14 protein-coding genes, 1 tRNA gene, 1 other RNA gene and 1 pseudogene are annotated in these 14,561 nt (G+C 67.0%); 9 read left to right on the top strand and 8 right to left on the bottom strand.

The window, feature by feature from the left end:
- Positions 1-19 precede the first annotated feature (19 nt).
- Positions 20-862 (top strand): annotated as a pseudogene (locus tag A5686_RS06930) (aldehyde dehydrogenase family protein).
- Positions 863-956: 94 nt separating this feature from the next.
- Entirely contained in the window at positions 957-1,346 is a 390-nt protein-coding gene (locus A5686_RS06925; protein ID WP_067932432.1) for a PPOX class F420-dependent oxidoreductase, read from the top strand.
- A gap of 12 nt (positions 1,347-1,358) precedes the next feature.
- On the opposite strand, the gene A5686_RS06920 is transcribed toward A5686_RS06925, so the two are convergent.
- Genes A5686_RS06920 through A5686_RS06910 form a run of 3 tightly spaced genes read right to left on the bottom strand, consistent with a single transcriptional unit; the run spans position 1,359 to position 3,267 of the window.
- Positions 1,359-2,345 (bottom strand): SDR family NAD(P)-dependent oxidoreductase, encoded by a 987-nt coding sequence (locus A5686_RS06920; protein WP_067932430.1) that lies wholly within the window; start codon positions 2,343-2,345, stop codon positions 1,359-1,361.
- A gap of 25 nt (positions 2,346-2,370) precedes the next feature.
- Positions 2,371-3,081 (bottom strand): cutinase family protein, encoded by a 711-nt coding sequence (locus A5686_RS06915; RefSeq protein ID WP_067932568.1) that lies wholly within the window; start codon positions 3,079-3,081, stop codon positions 2,371-2,373.
- Positions 3,082-3,093: 12 nt separating this feature from the next.
- Complete coding sequence (locus A5686_RS06910) at positions 3,094-3,267, bottom strand: CsbD family protein (RefSeq protein ID WP_067932428.1); 174 nt, start codon at positions 3,265-3,267, stop codon at positions 3,094-3,096.
- Positions 3,268-3,327: 60 nt separating this feature from the next.
- Between A5686_RS06910 and A5686_RS27555 the strand changes: the two genes are divergently transcribed.
- Complete coding sequence (locus A5686_RS27555; protein WP_197520508.1) at positions 3,328-3,480, top strand: hypothetical protein; 153 nt, start codon at positions 3,328-3,330, stop codon at positions 3,478-3,480.
- 39 nt (positions 3,481-3,519) lie between these two features.
- Positions 3,520-4,821, top strand: coding sequence for a serine hydrolase domain-containing protein (locus A5686_RS06905; RefSeq protein WP_067932426.1), 1,302 nt, complete (start codon positions 3,520-3,522; stop codon positions 4,819-4,821).
- A gap of 5 nt (positions 4,822-4,826) precedes the next feature.
- Here the strand turns inward: A5686_RS06905 and A5686_RS06900 are convergent, their stop codons facing one another.
- A complete protein-coding gene (locus A5686_RS06900) occupies positions 4,827-5,885 on the bottom strand; it encodes a dihydrodipicolinate reductase (RefSeq protein WP_067932423.1) in 1,059 nt (352 codons plus the stop codon).
- Positions 5,886-6,031: 146 nt separating this feature from the next.
- Between A5686_RS06900 and A5686_RS06895 the strand changes: the two genes are divergently transcribed.
- Both A5686_RS06895 and A5686_RS06890 read left to right on the top strand, forming a co-directional pair.
- Positions 6,032-6,412: a hypothetical protein gene (locus A5686_RS06895; protein WP_067932422.1), complete on the top strand. Its 381-nt coding sequence runs from the start codon at positions 6,032-6,034 to the stop codon at positions 6,410-6,412.
- A gap of 14 nt (positions 6,413-6,426) precedes the next feature.
- The gene (locus tag A5686_RS06890) at positions 6,427-7,167 is read left to right on the top strand and encodes an enoyl-CoA hydratase/isomerase family protein (protein ID WP_231986309.1); all 741 of its coding nucleotides are present in this window, start codon (positions 6,427-6,429) and stop codon (positions 7,165-7,167) included.
- Here A5686_RS06890 and A5686_RS06885 read toward each other — a convergent pair whose 3' ends face one another.
- Complete coding sequence (locus A5686_RS06885) at positions 7,168-8,067, bottom strand: hypothetical protein (RefSeq protein WP_067932419.1); 900 nt, start codon at positions 8,065-8,067, stop codon at positions 7,168-7,170.
- Between the two features lie 88 nt (positions 8,068-8,155).
- Positions 8,156-8,244, bottom strand: a tRNA-Ser gene (locus tag A5686_RS06880).
- Between the two features lie 76 nt (positions 8,245-8,320).
- On the opposite strand from A5686_RS06880, the gene ffs reads away from it, so the two are divergent.
- From ffs to A5686_RS06865, 3 genes are all read left to right on the top strand, one after another.
- Positions 8,321-8,417, top strand: an RNA gene (gene ffs / locus A5686_RS06875) — signal recognition particle sRNA small type.
- A gap of 86 nt (positions 8,418-8,503) precedes the next feature.
- Positions 8,504-9,799 carry an aminotransferase class I/II-fold pyridoxal phosphate-dependent enzyme gene (locus tag A5686_RS06870; protein ID WP_067932417.1) on the top strand — a complete coding sequence of 432 codons (1,296 nt, stop codon included), beginning with the start codon at positions 8,504-8,506 and terminating at the stop codon, positions 9,797-9,799.
- Between the two features lie 87 nt (positions 9,800-9,886).
- On the top strand, positions 9,887-11,749 hold the full coding sequence (locus tag A5686_RS06865) for a DNA polymerase III subunits gamma/tau (protein WP_067932414.1): 1,863 nt from the start codon (positions 9,887-9,889) through the stop codon (positions 11,747-11,749).
- A gap of 58 nt (positions 11,750-11,807) precedes the next feature.
- Here A5686_RS06865 and A5686_RS06860 read toward each other — a convergent pair whose 3' ends face one another.
- Together A5686_RS06860 and A5686_RS06855 are read right to left on the bottom strand one after the other, a co-directional pair.
- Entirely contained in the window at positions 11,808-13,118 is a 1,311-nt protein-coding gene (locus A5686_RS06860) for a class I SAM-dependent methyltransferase (protein WP_197520500.1), read from the bottom strand.
- Complete coding sequence (locus A5686_RS06855) at positions 13,115-14,506, bottom strand: FAD-binding oxidoreductase (RefSeq protein ID WP_197520505.1); 1,392 nt, start codon at positions 14,504-14,506, stop codon at positions 13,115-13,117. Before A5686_RS06855 ends, A5686_RS06860 begins: the two co-directional genes overlap by 4 nt.
- Positions 14,507-14,561 lie beyond the last annotated feature (55 nt).

Genomic DNA, 14,561 nt, shown 5'->3' with positions numbered 1-14,561 from the left:
CACGCAGAGCCGCAAGGAGATCGATGTACGAAAGGGACCGGCTCTTCATCGTGGGGAGTGCAGGGCGCCAGCCTCTGGACACGACACCGTCATTTCGGTGATATCGCCGCACAGCGAGGCGGTGATCGGTCACGCGGTTGCCGCGGGACCCCAGGATGTGAACCGCGCCGTCGGCGCGGCGCGCACGGCTTTCACACCGGGCCGTGGCCGCGCATGCAACCGGCGGAACGGATCGAGGCGCTCACCCGCCTGGCCGGCGTCTACAAGGAGCGCCCAGCCGATATGGCCGCCTTGATCTCGGCCGAGATCGGCGCTCGCATCACGTTCGCCAAGATGGCGCAGGTCCGCCTGCCGCTGATCATGATCGCGGCGTTCTGCGGCATGGCAGCGAATTACCAACGGCAGCAGGAGCGGGTTCGCGGCTACATCGAAGAGGGCAGCAGCGAAGGGGCGCGCCTGGTGACCGGCGGCAGCGAGATGCCTGATGGCCTCGAAACCGGTTGGTACGTAAGGCCGACGCTGTTCAGTGACGCCACCAATGGCATGCGGATCGCCCGCGAGGAGATCTTTGGCCCGGTGCTGACCGTCATCTCCTACCGGGACGAGGACGAGGCGGTTCGAATCGCCAACGACTCCGAGTACGGGCTGGCGGGATCGGTATTCACCGCCGACGTCGAGCGCGGTTACGGCGTGGCGGCCAGGGTGCGGTCGGGCACCTTCGGCCGTCAACGAGGGCTACATCATGGATCCGGCGGCACCTTTCGGCGGGGTCAAGGACAGTGGGTACGGCCGGGACCTCGGTACCGAAGGCATCGACAGTTATACGGTGAGCCAATCCATTTCGGCCGCGGCAACCAATTGACGCCTCGGCGGAAGTTTCGACGCCGGTCTCGATGATTGGGAACGTCACGATTGGGGAATGATGGGGCAAATCCACTCACAGATAGGGAACACGCGTGGCCCCCAGCTTCAAAGACGTTATCGAATCCAAGTATTTGCTGCTGACGACATTCACCAAGGACGGGCGTCCTAAGCCGACACCGATCTGGGGCGTGCCCGACGGCGACGACACGCTGTTGGTGATCACCGACGACGGTTCGTGGAAAACCAAGCGGATCAACAACACTCCCAGGGTGACGATCGCCAGGAGTGGGGTGCTGGGCAAGCCCAAGAGCGAAGAGGTCGAAGCGAAGGCCCGCGTGCTGCCGAAGTCCGAGACCCGACGTGTCTACAACGCCGTCCTCAAGCGGTACTGGTATCACGCGCCGTGGTTCTACGTGCACTCAATCGTCCGGGGCGGCATCGACAAGGTGCACGTCGGCCTGGAAATCAAGCCCGCCAGCTGAATCGCGCGGCGGCTAACCGCCGCCGGCACGCATGGCCTCGAAGGTGTCCGCCACAGTCTGTTTGGGGTCGCGATACGTGATGCCGAGGTCGCGTTCGCTCAGGGAATCGTCGGACGCCGGCATCTGCGTGTAGTACTGCATTCCGGCCCAGGTGAACGGCGTATCGAAGGGCAGGAAACGGTTCGCCCGATCCAGCACCGCGCCCGCAACGCGCAGCGCGGTGTCCGGGATCGGGACGGCGACCATCGGCGTCCCGGCGACTTCGCCGAGCAGATCCGCGAGGTCGGCCGCGGGCACGCGATGACCACCGGCGGTGTAGCGGCGCGGCCCGCGCCCGGGCTCGAGCAACGCCGCGTGCAGCGCGGCCAGATCGCGGGCGTCGACTATCAGCCACGCGGCGCTGCGACCGGGGATCGCGTGCATCTGCACGGCCGCCCGCACACCCTCGCCGGCCTCACCGAATTGGTCGCCGACCGGCGGACCGAGCACCATGCCGGGGTACGTGATGTTGACCGGCGCACCTGCGTCCTGCAGCCCCCGGGCATAGATCTCGACCTGCGCCTTGGACGTTCCGTATCCGTCTGCCCCGCCGACCACCGGCAGGTCCGCCGTCAGCGTCTCCAGGTCCGGATGAAACAGCGCGGTGAAGCTGGAGACGTGGACGATGGGATCCAGGCCGAGTTCGACCGACTGGCCCAGCACGTTCTGGGCCCCCTGCATGTTGGTGGCGAGCATCTCGGGCGTCTGGCGCGGATCGGTCGCGACCAGCGCGGCGCTGTGCACAACGGCGTCGCATCCCTGCAACGCCGCGCGCACCGCTACGCGGTCGGTGATATCGGCGACGGCGAAGTCCGAGACGTCGACACCCAGCTTGGCGACGGTGGTGTGCAGCTTGTCGGGGTTTCGGACCAGGAACCTGACCGCGTGCCCCGCATCGGAGATGGCCTTGGCGGTCCATCCGCCGACGAATCCGGTGCCGCCCGTGATCAGAACCCGCATTGGCTCATTCTGCAAGACCGCAATATCAGAGGTGGCTGGAAGCAAAGTTGGCAGCTTGATTGGTCATCCCGTTAAGCGGATACGACGTGTGCGCGGCGAGGTCGTTGCCGTCGGCGTTGCCGCAGATCGGGTCGCCCTGCGCGCACAACTCGAGCGTCTTGGCCTGATACGACGGGCCGATAATCAGCGGCGGTGCGTTGTACTTCCGCAGGAACTGGCCCGACGGCGTACCGAACAACGTCACGGCGGCGACGTGCTTTGCGACGTCAGGCGGCATCGGTGGGGGCACCGCCGACGCGGGCACGCCCGGGGGCACGGCGGCCGAGGTGGTGTAGCCGGCCACCGCCGCGCCCTGCGAGTAGCCGCCGAGCACCTCTTTGGTGTTGGGGCAATTCGCGGCCATCGACTCGATGTGCGAACTGGCGTCCCGGATGCCGTCGATGACGGTCAACGGGAAGTCAGGGCTCGAAAAATCAGTGCTGGCAGGGTAATTGACTGGATACACGGTCAGCGATTTGTCACCGACCTGTGAGCGCAACGAATCGATGAATGTCTGACCTATTCCGCCGACACCTGGTGCTTCGCCGGATCCTCGGGCGAAAACGACTTCGACGTCGGGACACGGCTCGGCCGCCGCGGACGGAACGGATGCGCTCCACACCACTGAACCGGCCGCCGCCGCCACCGACAGCGCGGACACGACCAACCGGCGCACCGACATCACGGCCAACTCCATGCGGTTGTTCATTTACTTTTTGAAGGCGTCCTTCACCTTTTCGCCGGCGTCCTTCAGGCTGGATTTCGCCTGGTCCGCCTTGCCCTCGTCCCGGGTGTCGGGGTCTCCGGTGGCCTTGCCGATGGCCTCTTTGGCCCGGCCGCCCAGGTCCTCGACCTTGTTCTTCAGCTTGTCTTCGTTGCTCATGCCGCTGTGGCTACCCAGCAATGAGAGTTATCAAAACGCCCACCCTGTCATCATGGACGGGTGAGCACCGCGATCGTGGTGGCAGTAGTGGTGGTGTTGATGCTGCTCGGCATCGGCATGGTGGTCAACCAGCTGCTGCGGCTAAGGCGGTATTTGAGGGACTCACCCACCGAACAAGCCCCCGGTTCGAAACCTGAGCCACCGGAGGGCTGATAGCTTCAAGTTCGTGAACGATCGAGGCGTCGCGACGCGGTGACGCCGTCGACTCTGCTGGTCACCGACGCTGGCTTGCCACGCGGTGTGTCCGGCGCTGCAGACCCGCGCTTCGCGAGCGCCATCAGGGTGTTCTCCCAGCTTTTTCCCGGTCGTCGCTTCGGTGGCGGGGCGCTGAGTGTTTATGTCGGGGGGATTCCCGTCGTGGACGTGTGGACCGGGTGGTCGGACCGGGCCGGCACGCAGCGCTGGACCGCGGACACCGGCGCCATGGTGTTCTCGGCGACCAAGGGGGTCGCGGCGACGGTGATTCACCGGCTCGCCGACCGCGGCCTGCTGTCCTACGACGCGCCGGTCGCCGAATATTGGCCCGAGTTCGGCGCCAATGGAAAGGGCGAGATCACGGTCCGCGACGTCCTGCGGCACCGTTCCGGGTTGTCACACCTGCGCGGAGTCACCAAGACGGAGTTGATGGATCACCTGCTCATGGAGGAGCGGCTGGCGGCGGCGCCGGTCGACCACCTGCGCGGCGTGCAGGCCTACCACGCGCTCACCTTCGGCTGGCTGCTGTCCGGTCTGGCCCGGGCGGTGACCGGCAAGGGCATGCGGGAGCTGATCCGGCAGGAGGTGGCCCGCCCGCTCAACACCGACGGGTTGCATCTAGGCCGCCCACCGCAGGGCTCACCGACCACACCGGCGCAAATCCTGATACCGCAGGGCAGGCTGCGCGCACCGGTGTTCAACTTCATCGCACCGAGGGTGGCCGGTCTGCCATTCTCCGGTGCGCTGGGCGCGATGTACTTCCCCGGCGTCATCTCCCTGATCAAGGGCGACACCGCGTTTTTGGACGGCGAGGTCCCCGCGGCCAACGGCGTGGTCACCGGCCGCGCGCTCGCCAAAATGTTCGGCGCGCTGGCCAACGACGGCCGCATCGATGGAAAAAAGTTCCTGTCCGAAGATCTGGCGCACGGACTGGCCGGGCAGGCGCGCCGCAAGTGGCCCGATGCGAACATGGTGGTGCCCATGCCTTTTCACTTGGGCTACCATGAGTCGCCGGTTCCCGGTTTACTCCGCGGTTTCGGTCACGTCGGTCTGGGCGGAACGCTCGGCTGGGCCGACCCCGAGACCGGCAGCGCCTTCGGTTTCATTCACAACCGACTGCTGACACCGCTGCTGTTCGACATGGGATCCTTTGCGGGCCTTGCCCGTCCGCTGCGCAACGCCATCGAGGCGGTCCGTGACCAGGGCCCGCTCGCGGTGCCGCCGCTGGGTGCCCGCTACGCCAAACCCGCTCGGCGACGGGCTAATGTCCGCGAGGCCGTGGCGGCGGGCGAGGGCTGATCCGGCTACCCGAGATACGCGTTGCCGCGCGGCAGCGTCAGCGGAAGATCGGCGTAGGTGGCAATTCCCGGCGCCGCGGCGACCACGGCGGCGATCCCGTTGATGGCCGGCACGGCCGTCATGATGTGGCCGAGGTCCATGAATTCCTCGAGCGTGGTGGCCTCGAAGTACGGCGGTGGCAGGAAGCCGACCTTGGTGGTGACCGTCGGTTGCCCGTCGACCTGGATGACCCAGCCGTCCTGCTCGATCTTCCAGTCGGGCTCCAGGGTCTGGCCCTTCTTCCAGCGGACGTTGAGGTCGATCAGCGTCTTGCCGTTGACGATGCCCTGCCAGCTGATGTAGGTCCCCGCGACGTGTCCCGCGGGGATGGTCCAGGAAGCCATGACGAGATCCTCGGTGGTCTGGGCGAACTCGGCGACACACTTCACTTCGTCCAGCTCGACGCCGAGCGCGTCGCCCACCAGCCGGACGGCCTCGCCGAAGATGGCCGTGCCCTTCGCGGCCATCGCCGGCAGGTCGGGGTGGTCGATCGGCTGGCCGAAGCCGACGGGCTTCTCGGTCTCCGGCGAGTCGTAGAAGGTGGTGTCGGCGGCCTCGTTGACGGTGACCTTGTCGATCCGGTTGCAAACCATGGCCGACACGATGGCCAACAGTTCGGCGAAACCCGGGCTGACACCCGACCCGAAGATCGTGGACCCGCCCTTCTCGCAGGCCGCCAAGATGCGGTCGCGGCCGTCGCCGAGGTTGTGCCCGGTGATGAACGAGGCCGTGGTCACCACGTTGACGCCCGCGGACAGGATGCGGACCAGTTCGTCGACGTTGATCCACATCGGGTTGTAGACCACGCAGTCCGGCTTGAGGGCCAGCAACTCGTCGATGTCGTTGGTGGCCGTGATCCCAAGCGGCGGGATCCCGACGAGTTCGCCGGCGTCGCGCCCGGCCTTCTCCGGCGACCAGGCGTAGCAGCCGACCAATTCCAGGGTGGGGTTGGTGACGATCGATTTCAGTGAGCTCTTGCCGACGTTTCCGGTATTCCACTGAACGACACGAAAGGTGTTTGGCACTCGCTCAGCATAGGGAATGGCCCGGGTTCTTAGTAGGCCTAATAGGCAGATTCCGAGGCCAATACTTCGGCGAAAAGATCCCAAATTCGGTCGGGGACGAGCCGGTAGGCTGCGTCGATGTCGGAGCCGCCGAAGGGAGTATCGCGATGCTGAGCGTGAAATGGTTGGAAAAGCCTGAGTCTCATGACTTTCCGGCGGCGGCGGACTACCTCACCATGGTTGCGCACGGACAGACCGTGAAGAAGGTGATCAAGAAGCTGAAATCGGGCACCGTGACACACAGGAAGGCCAAGGACATTCTGCGGGCGGCGCAGCTGAGCCTGCTGCCGGCGGACAATCCCCATGTCGCCGCGGACCTGACCAAGGTCGAAAAAGGCTTGCCGCTGTCGCCCATCCTGCTGGTGCGCGGCGACTTCACGAGCGGGGTTGCGTTGCAGATCGCCGACGGTTACCACCGCGTCTGCGCGAGCTATCACACCGACGAGAACACACCCATTCCCGTGGTCCTCGCGGCCGTCAGCCGCTGATCGGAGAAATGATCATGATCGACATCAGCACCGTGGGAACCGTACGGGTGCTGACCCTTTCGTCGGGCCCAGTCAACGCGCAGGATGTCGAGCTTCTCGAGGAGCTGGTTTCGGCGGTGCGCGAGCTGGCACGTTCGGGCGCCGGCGCGCTGGTTGTCACGGGTGCCGGGCGTGCCTTCAGCGCCGGCGTCGACCTCAATCGCGTGGTGCAGGGCGGCACGGGCTACACCGATCGGCTGGTACCCGCGCTGTCCGTGGCGTTCGAGGCGATGTTCAGCTATCCGGGACCGACCGTCGCCGCGATCAACGGCGCCGCCATCGCGGGCGGCTGCGTCCTTGCATGCGCCTGCGACCGCCGCTTGATCAGCCCCGAGGCGCAGATCGGCGCGGCCGAGGTGCGCGTTGGGGTGCCGTTTCCGGTCCCGGCGTTGGAGGTCATGCGTTACGCCTGCGGGAGGCACGCCGATGAGGTGCTGCTGGGCGGCGGCAACTATCGGGGCGCGGAGGCCGTGGCGCGGGGACTGGCCCACCGCGTCGTCGCCGACGAGCTCGTCGCGGCGGCCGTGGCGGAAGCGTCGGACCTGGGCAGCATCCCGGCCGACGCCTACCGGCAGACGAAGAACCAGTTGCACGCCCCGACCATGGCGCGGATCCGCGAGGCCCGCGGCGTTGATGGCGAGGTTCGGCGGATGTGGGGCACCGACGAGACGCTGCAACGCATAGCGGCCTACGCGGAGCGGCTGCGGCGCCGCTGATTAGTTCTCGTCGGCGCTTTCGTCCAGCGCCACGCCTGCACGCGTGCGCCTGCGTCGCATCCGGTGCGACCCCTTGCCGGTCGGGCGTCGGTTGCGCAATTTGGCCTTCGACTCGTCGCCCGCATCGCCGGTCGCCTCGGACGTCTGGGTGGTGTCTGCGACGGGTGACGCGTCGGTCGCCGACTCCGCTGCCGCCTCAGAGTCGACGGTTTCCGCGGTTTCTGCGGTGATTTCGCTGGGGGCCGCCGCCGGCTCCGCAGCCTCAACTTCCGTGGTCTCTTCGGCTTCCGCCGGGGCGGTTTCCGCCTCGCCCGTCGCGTCCGCGTCAGTTTCAGCGGCCTCGGCCTGTTGGGTCTCTTCGGCTTCCTCGGGTTCTTCGGCGTCGGCTTCTTCAGCTTCCGCGGCGTCGGCGCCTTTCTTGCGCCGCACGCGACGCTCCTTGGGTTTCTTCGCCTTGATCGGTTTAGGCGGCGGTGGGGGAAGCTCGGCGACGAAGGAGAGGTAGAACGCGAAAATGCCGAGCAACGCGATCGCGGCGGCCGCCCCGTAGATTCCGAACAACCACCGTCCGGCGGCGTCCAGGCTCAGCCAGATCTCGCTGATCGCCGTCCCGATGATCAGCACACCGGCCAGCACGTGGGCCGCTATCGACCAGACCCTGATGGACAGGGCCAGCTGCGGCGTCCCCAACTCGGGCTTGCGGGTGCGCAGCAGGGTGAACACCACGGGCAGCGCCGCGAGCGCGATGAGCGCACCCGTCGCGATGCGCAGCGCCGTCCCCAACGTATGCGCGGTCTCGCCCATCAGCTCAGGCCAGCGGGGCAACACGAAGAAGAAGTAGAGGAAGCCGGCAGCGATCGAAAATAGCGCGTGCCACGGGATGGCGACCTTGCGCCCCATACCCCTCCTCGTGCTGGTGAATTCAGGCCAGCCTAAAGGCGGCCGACCCGAATCCATATCAATTCGTACGTGTCCGCTTTGCGGACGATGGCGGAGGATGCGGGATTTGAACCCGCGAGGGCTGTTAACCCAACCCGCGTTCCAGGCGAGCGCCATAGGCCACTAGGCGAATCCTCCGTGGCCATGGTAACCGAGGGCCCGGCGGCCCCCGCCAGTTGCTCGCCGTCGACTTCGGGCCAGGTATTAGACTCGTCGCTGGACCCCGCGCGGCGTCTATCCTGTGAACTCCCCCAGGGCCGGAAGGCAGCAAGGGTCAATGGGCTCTGTCGGGTGCGCGGGGTCCCCTATCTCCGTGAGTCGCGATCCGCTTCGCCCGGCTTCGGCGCGCTTGCGATCGCCACTAGGGGGTTTCCCGCCTTCGAAAGCGAAAGGATCCATGGTGTCGCTGGAGTCCCTCACCCACGCCGAGCTCGCGGCCGCGAACAATCGTCATCAGCAGGCTTACACCGACCTGCAAGCCAAGAAGCTCGCCCTGGACCTGACAAGAGGCAAACCGGCTCCCGCGCAGCTAGACCTGTCCAACCCACTGCTGAGCCTGCCAGGGGACGACTTCCGCGACAACGAGGGCACCGACACCCGCAACTACGGTGGCCTGCACGGCCTGCCCGAGCTACGGGCCATCTTCGGGGAGCTGCTGGGCATCCCGGTGCAGAACCTGATCGCGGGCAACAACTCCAGCCTGGAGCTGATGCACGACATCGTCGCCTTCTCGATGCTGTACGGCGGCGTGGACTCGCAGCGGCCGTGGAAGGACGAACCGAGCATCAAGTTCTTATGCCCGGCCCCCGGCTACGACCGGCACTTCGCCATCACCGAGACGATGGGGATCGAGATGATCCCCGTCCCGATGCTGTCCGACGGGCCGGATGTCGACCTGATCGAAGAGCTGGTCGCCGCCGACCCGGCCATCAGGGGCATGTGGACGGTCCCGGTGTTCGGCAATCCCACCGGGGTCACCTATTCCTGGGACACGGTTCTGCGGCTCGTCCAGATGCGGACCGCGGCGCCTGACTTCCGGCTGTTCTGGGACAACGCATACGCGGTGCACACGCTGACGCATGACTTCGTCCGGCAGGTTGACGTGCTCGGGCTGGCGGCCGCGGCCGGGAACCCCCACCGGCCCTACGTATTCGCGTCCACCTCGAAGATCACCTTCGCCGGTGCCGGCGTGAGCTTCCTGGGCGGATCGTTGGGCAACATCGCCTGGTACCTGCAGTACGCGGGTAAGAAGTCGATCGGACCCGACAAGCTCAACCAGCTGCGGCACCTGCGCTTCTTCCGCGACGCCGACGGCGTGCGGCTGCACATGCTGCGGCACCAGCAGATCCTGGCGCCGAAGTTCGCGTTGGCCGCCGAGATCCTGGATCAGCGGCTCAGCGACTCCAAGATCGCGTCGTGGACCGACCCCAAGGGCGGCTACTTCATCAGCCTGGACGTCCTGCCCGGCACGGCGAAACGGACCGTCGCGCTGGCCAAGGACGCCGGCATCGCGGTCACCGAGGCGGGTGCGTCGTTCCCGTACCGCCGGGACCCCGAGGACAAGAACATCCGCATCGCGCCCACCTTTCCGTCGCTGCCGGATCTGCGCGACGCCGTAGACGGCCTGGCCACCTGCGCGCTGCTGGCGGCATCCGAGTCGCTGCTGGCGTCGTCCGCGTCCAGCGTGAACTGACGGCGGAAAAATCGCCGAAATCCCGCCCTACGTTCACATTCGCCGCCCCGCGGGCCCTCGTCAGCGGGCGCCGGTAGCCTGCTGACCGTGGCCCTCTACCGCAAGTACCGACCGGCAACCTTCGCCGAAGTGGTGGGGCAGGAGCACGTCACCGAACCCCTGTCGATCGCCCTGGAAGCGGGCCGGATCAACCACGCGTATCTGTTCTCGGGCCCGCGGGGCTGCGGGAAGACGTCGTCGGCGCGCATCCTGGCCCGCTCGCTGAACTGCGTTCAGGGCCCGACGGCCACCCCGTGCGGAGTCTGCGACTCGTGCCAGGCGCTGGCGCCCAACGCGCCCGGCAGCATCGACGTGGTCGAACTCGACGCCGCCAGCCACGGCGGCGTGGATGACACCCGCGAGCTGCGCGACCGCGCGTTCTATGCGCCCGCCCAGTCGCGCTACCGGGTGTTCATCGTCGACGAGGCGCACATGGTCACCACGGCGGGGTTCAACGCGCTGCTCAAGATCGTCGAGGAGCCCCCCGAGCACCTCATCTTCATCTTCGCCACCACCGAGCCGGAGAAGGTGCTGCCGACCATTCGATCGCGCACGCATCACTATCCGTTCCGGCTGTTGCCGCCGAAGACCATGCGGGCGTTGATCGCGCGGATCTGCGAGCAGGAGGGCGTCGTGGTTGACGACGCCGTCTACCCGCTGGTGATCCGCGCCGGCGGCGGCTCGCCTCGCGACACCCTGTCGGTGCTGGACCAGCTGGTTGCCGGCGCCGAGGGCGCCCATGTGACATATCAGCGGGCGCTGGGCCTTTTGGGGGCCACCGATATCGCGCTGATCGACGACGCCGTGGACTCACTTGCCGCTGCCGATGCCGCGGCGCTGTTCGGGGCGGTGGAATCGGTGATCGATGCCGGCCACGACCCACGGCGTTTCGCCACCGATCTGCTCGAGCGGTTTCGCGACCTGATCCTGCTGCAGGCCGTACCGGATGCCGCCAGCCGTGGCGTGGTGGATGCGCCGGAGGACGTGCTGGAGCGGATGCGTGAGCAAGCGACCCGGATCGGGCCGGCGACCCTGACCCGCTACGCCGAGGTGGTGCAGGCGGGGCTGGGCGAGATGCGCGGAGCGACGGCGCCGCGTCTGCTGCTCGAAGTCGTGTGTGCGCGGTTGCTGCTGCCCTCGGCCAGCGACACCGAATCGGCGCTGCTGCAACGCGTCGAGAGAATCGAGACCCGGCTCGACATGTCCATTCCCGGCTCCGAAGCCGCCGCGGCGCCGCGCAGCGCACCGGCGCGGCCGCAACCCGAGCAATCCGTCCGGTTCACCCGGGCGTCCGCGGCCCCCGCCGCCGACCCCGAACCCAAGCGCGAGCCGAAGCCTGAGCCCAAGCCGGCTCCGGTCGCCGAACCGGCAGCGGCGGCGCCCCCCGAACCGGCTCCGGCGCCTGTAACCGAATCGGCTTCTGCGCCAGGTGAACTCAACACCGCGGCGGTGCGCAGCATGTGGCCCACGGTGCGCGAGAAAGTGCGTCAGCGCAGCCGTACCACCGAGGTGATGCTGGCCGGGGCGACCGTCCGGGCCATCGAGGGCAACACATTGGTGCTCAGCCATGAATCGGCGCCGCTGGCCAAGAGGCTCTGCGAGCAACGCAACGCCGATGTCATCGCCGAGGCGCTCAAAGACGCGCTGGGTGTCGATTGGCGGGTGCGCTGCGAGGCCGGCGCACCGGCGCCGGCCGCGCCACCCACACCCGCCGCCGGGGAAGCCCGTCCAGCGGTTCCCGACGCGGCCGAGCCCGCAGCCGACGTGGATTCCGCGCGCCGCGACGAAGAGGAACACATGCTCGCCGAGGCGGTCCGCGACGAGCCGTCGGCGCCGCGCCGCGACCCCGAAGAGGTCGCGCTTGAACTGCTGCAGAACGAGCTGGGCGCCCGTCGCATCGACAACGGCTAGTGGCGACCGTAAGCGCGGCGTAGCCGGGCGTAACGGGTCGCCACCAACGGCTAGGGCGTCAGGCCGTCCACCACGGCCGCAGCGGCAGGTCGTCGTCGCCCCGCGAGTCGGTATTGGCCGCCAGCACGTGATGGAGCTGAAGGTTGTTCTGCTCGAACGCCACCCGAGAAGCCGCCATATACAAGCCCCACACCTTGGCGGTCGGCAAGCCGACCTCGGCCACGGCCACGTCCCAGTGCTCGACCAGGTTGTGGCACCAGTCGCGCAATGTCATCGCGTAGTGATGGCGGAAGTTCTCCGCGTGCAACACCTCTAAGCCCACGTCCTGGACCGCACTGGTGATGCGGCCCGAGCCGGTGAGCTCTCCGTCGGGGAAGACGTAGCGATCGGTGAATCCGCCGGCGAACGAGGTCGCGGTGTTGTCGCGGCGGGTGATGCAGTGGTTGAGCAGCAGACCGCCGGTGCGCAGCTTCGACTTTAAAAACCCGAAGTAGGTCGGGTAGTTCTTGACGCCGATGTGCTCGGTCAGCCCGATCGAGGAGACGGCGTCGAACTTCGTCTCGCTCACGTCGCGGTAGTCGGAGTGCCGCACCTCGGCCATCTCCGACAGCCCCTCGTCGGCGATCGCTCGCTGCGCCCACTTCGCCTGCTCGGCCGACAGGGTGGCACCGATCGCACGGACGCCGCGCCGCGCGGCGTAACGCACCATGCCACCCCAACCGCAGCCGACGTCGAGCAACCGGTCGCCCGGCTGCAACCGCAACTTTTCGAAGATCAGCCGGTACTTGTTTTGCTGCGCATCCTCCAGCGTTGACTGGGGGTCGGGATACACCGCACAGGTGTACGTCATCGAGGGACCCAACACCAATTCGTAGAAGGTGTTGGAGACGTCGTAGTGGTGATGGATGGCCTCCGCGTCGCGGGTCTTGGTGTGCATCAGCCCTTCGGTGATCCGGCGCCACCGGGGCCGGGTTTCCTGGGGTGGCGGTGGCACCGGCAACAACCGCTCGAAGCCCATCGAACGGACGACGTTGGCCAGTACGCGCGCGGGTGGCCGCTTGAATTCGACCCGGTCGGTCAGCGTCTTGAGCAGTTGGTACGGATCACCCGGATGCACGCCGTACGCCTGCAGGTCGCCCGACACGTAGGCGCGGGCCAGACCGAGTTCGCCGGGCGCGGTCGCCAGGTAGGTGGCGCCGCGGGGCGTCCGAAGGTCCAGACCCAGTTCGGCGTCTTCGCTTCCGGCCGTGCTGCCGTCATAGGCGGTGAACTTCAGCGGATGTCGCCCGGTTGCGGCGAAGACCTCCAGGATCTCGGCCATGCTCAGTTTGCCGGTCGGCGAGCGGTGGGGTTCTTTTGTCGTCGTCATCGTCGTTGCACCGCCTTCGCGTAGAGGTCGAGTAAACGAGAATCGGGGTCATAGGTTTTCTTGACGGTGTTGTAGGCCTCGCCGCCGTACAACTCGTCGAAGTCCTCACGGGAGTAGAAGGATTCGGAATACAGCGACTTGTGGCCGCCGAGCTCGGCTACCTTGGCTTCGATCATCCGGTTGGTGGCACCTTCGGTGGCGCCGGCCGGCACCGACGACCAGAAGCCGACGTTGACGTAGGTGTGATCCGGCCGAATCGGGTACAAGGGCCAGCCGTGGTTATCGCGTAAACGCAACGGGCACAACCAGATTGGCGTGATCGGCACGCTGTCTAAGAACCACTGGAGGAAGTCGCAGGTCCGTTCGACCGGTACCTCGATGTCTTGCACCACCCGTTCGCGGGCCGGCCGGCCGCTGCGCGCCTCGATACGGTCGGACACCCCGAAGCGCCGATCCAGGGAGATCAGCTTCGAGTAGACGCTGCTGCGCCGATAGCGGCGCGGCCACCAGCGTCGCAGCCGCGGGTTCTGCGCGCCGAACGCGCGTGAGCACCAGAACCAATCGGTGTCCCAGCGCCAAAAGTAGTCGTGCATGGTCAGCCGGTCATCCTTGGTGGCTTCGACCCCGGAAGTGTCGTGCCGGATGGACTGGTAGTAAATGTTTTGGCCGGTGTAGTCGCTGACCGGGCCGGGCGTGGTGGTCCGCCGACCGACGCACAAGTAGCTTTCGTCGGCGCTGAAGACGACGCCGTCGAGGTAGTCGACCGGCGTCCCACCGTGGCCACCGGTGTCGATGATGCGTTCCATGGCCGCCACCAGATCGCGCAGCGAGCGGAATCGGATGTGCCGCAGCGCCACGAACGGGGTGACGGATTCCAGCTCGATCCGAAGCCGAGTTGAATACCCAAGCGTTCCATACGAATTCGGGAAGGAGCGGAAGAGGTCGGGGTGTTGGGTGCGTGAGGTGGTGAGCAAATCGCCAGCGCCGGTGAGGATGTCCATCTCGAGCACCGATTCATGCGGCAGACCGTTGCGGAACGACGACGACTCGATGCCCAGGCCGCTGACCGCACCGCCGAGGGTGATGGTCTTCAGCTGCGGCACGACCAGCGGTGAAAGCCCGTACGGCAGTGTCGCGGCAACCAGGTCCTCGTATGTACACATGCCGGCCACGTCGGCGGTGCGGGATTCGGGATCCACGCTCAGCACGCCGGTCAGCCCGGACGTGTCCAGGCCGGGCGCGTCGCGTTTGGTGCGGGCGCGGAACAGATTTGAGGTCGGCTTGGCCAGCCGGACGGCGGATGTCGGGGGGATGGATCGATAGCTTGCCAGCAGCCGGTCAACGCCGGACTTGTGGGCCGAGAGTGCAGATCCAAGGACAGGCACCAGATATACCCTAGTCTTCGACAACAGCCCGTGCACCCGCCGAAAGGGGAGCGCCGGG

Origin of the sequence: Mycobacterium sp. E2479, assembly GCF_001667925.1 — a bacterium.
Classification (GTDB): domain Bacteria; phylum Actinomycetota; class Actinomycetes; order Mycobacteriales; family Mycobacteriaceae; genus Mycobacterium.
Note: the sequence above shows the minus strand (reverse complement) of the source record. Positions and strands in the feature narration are given on the sequence as shown.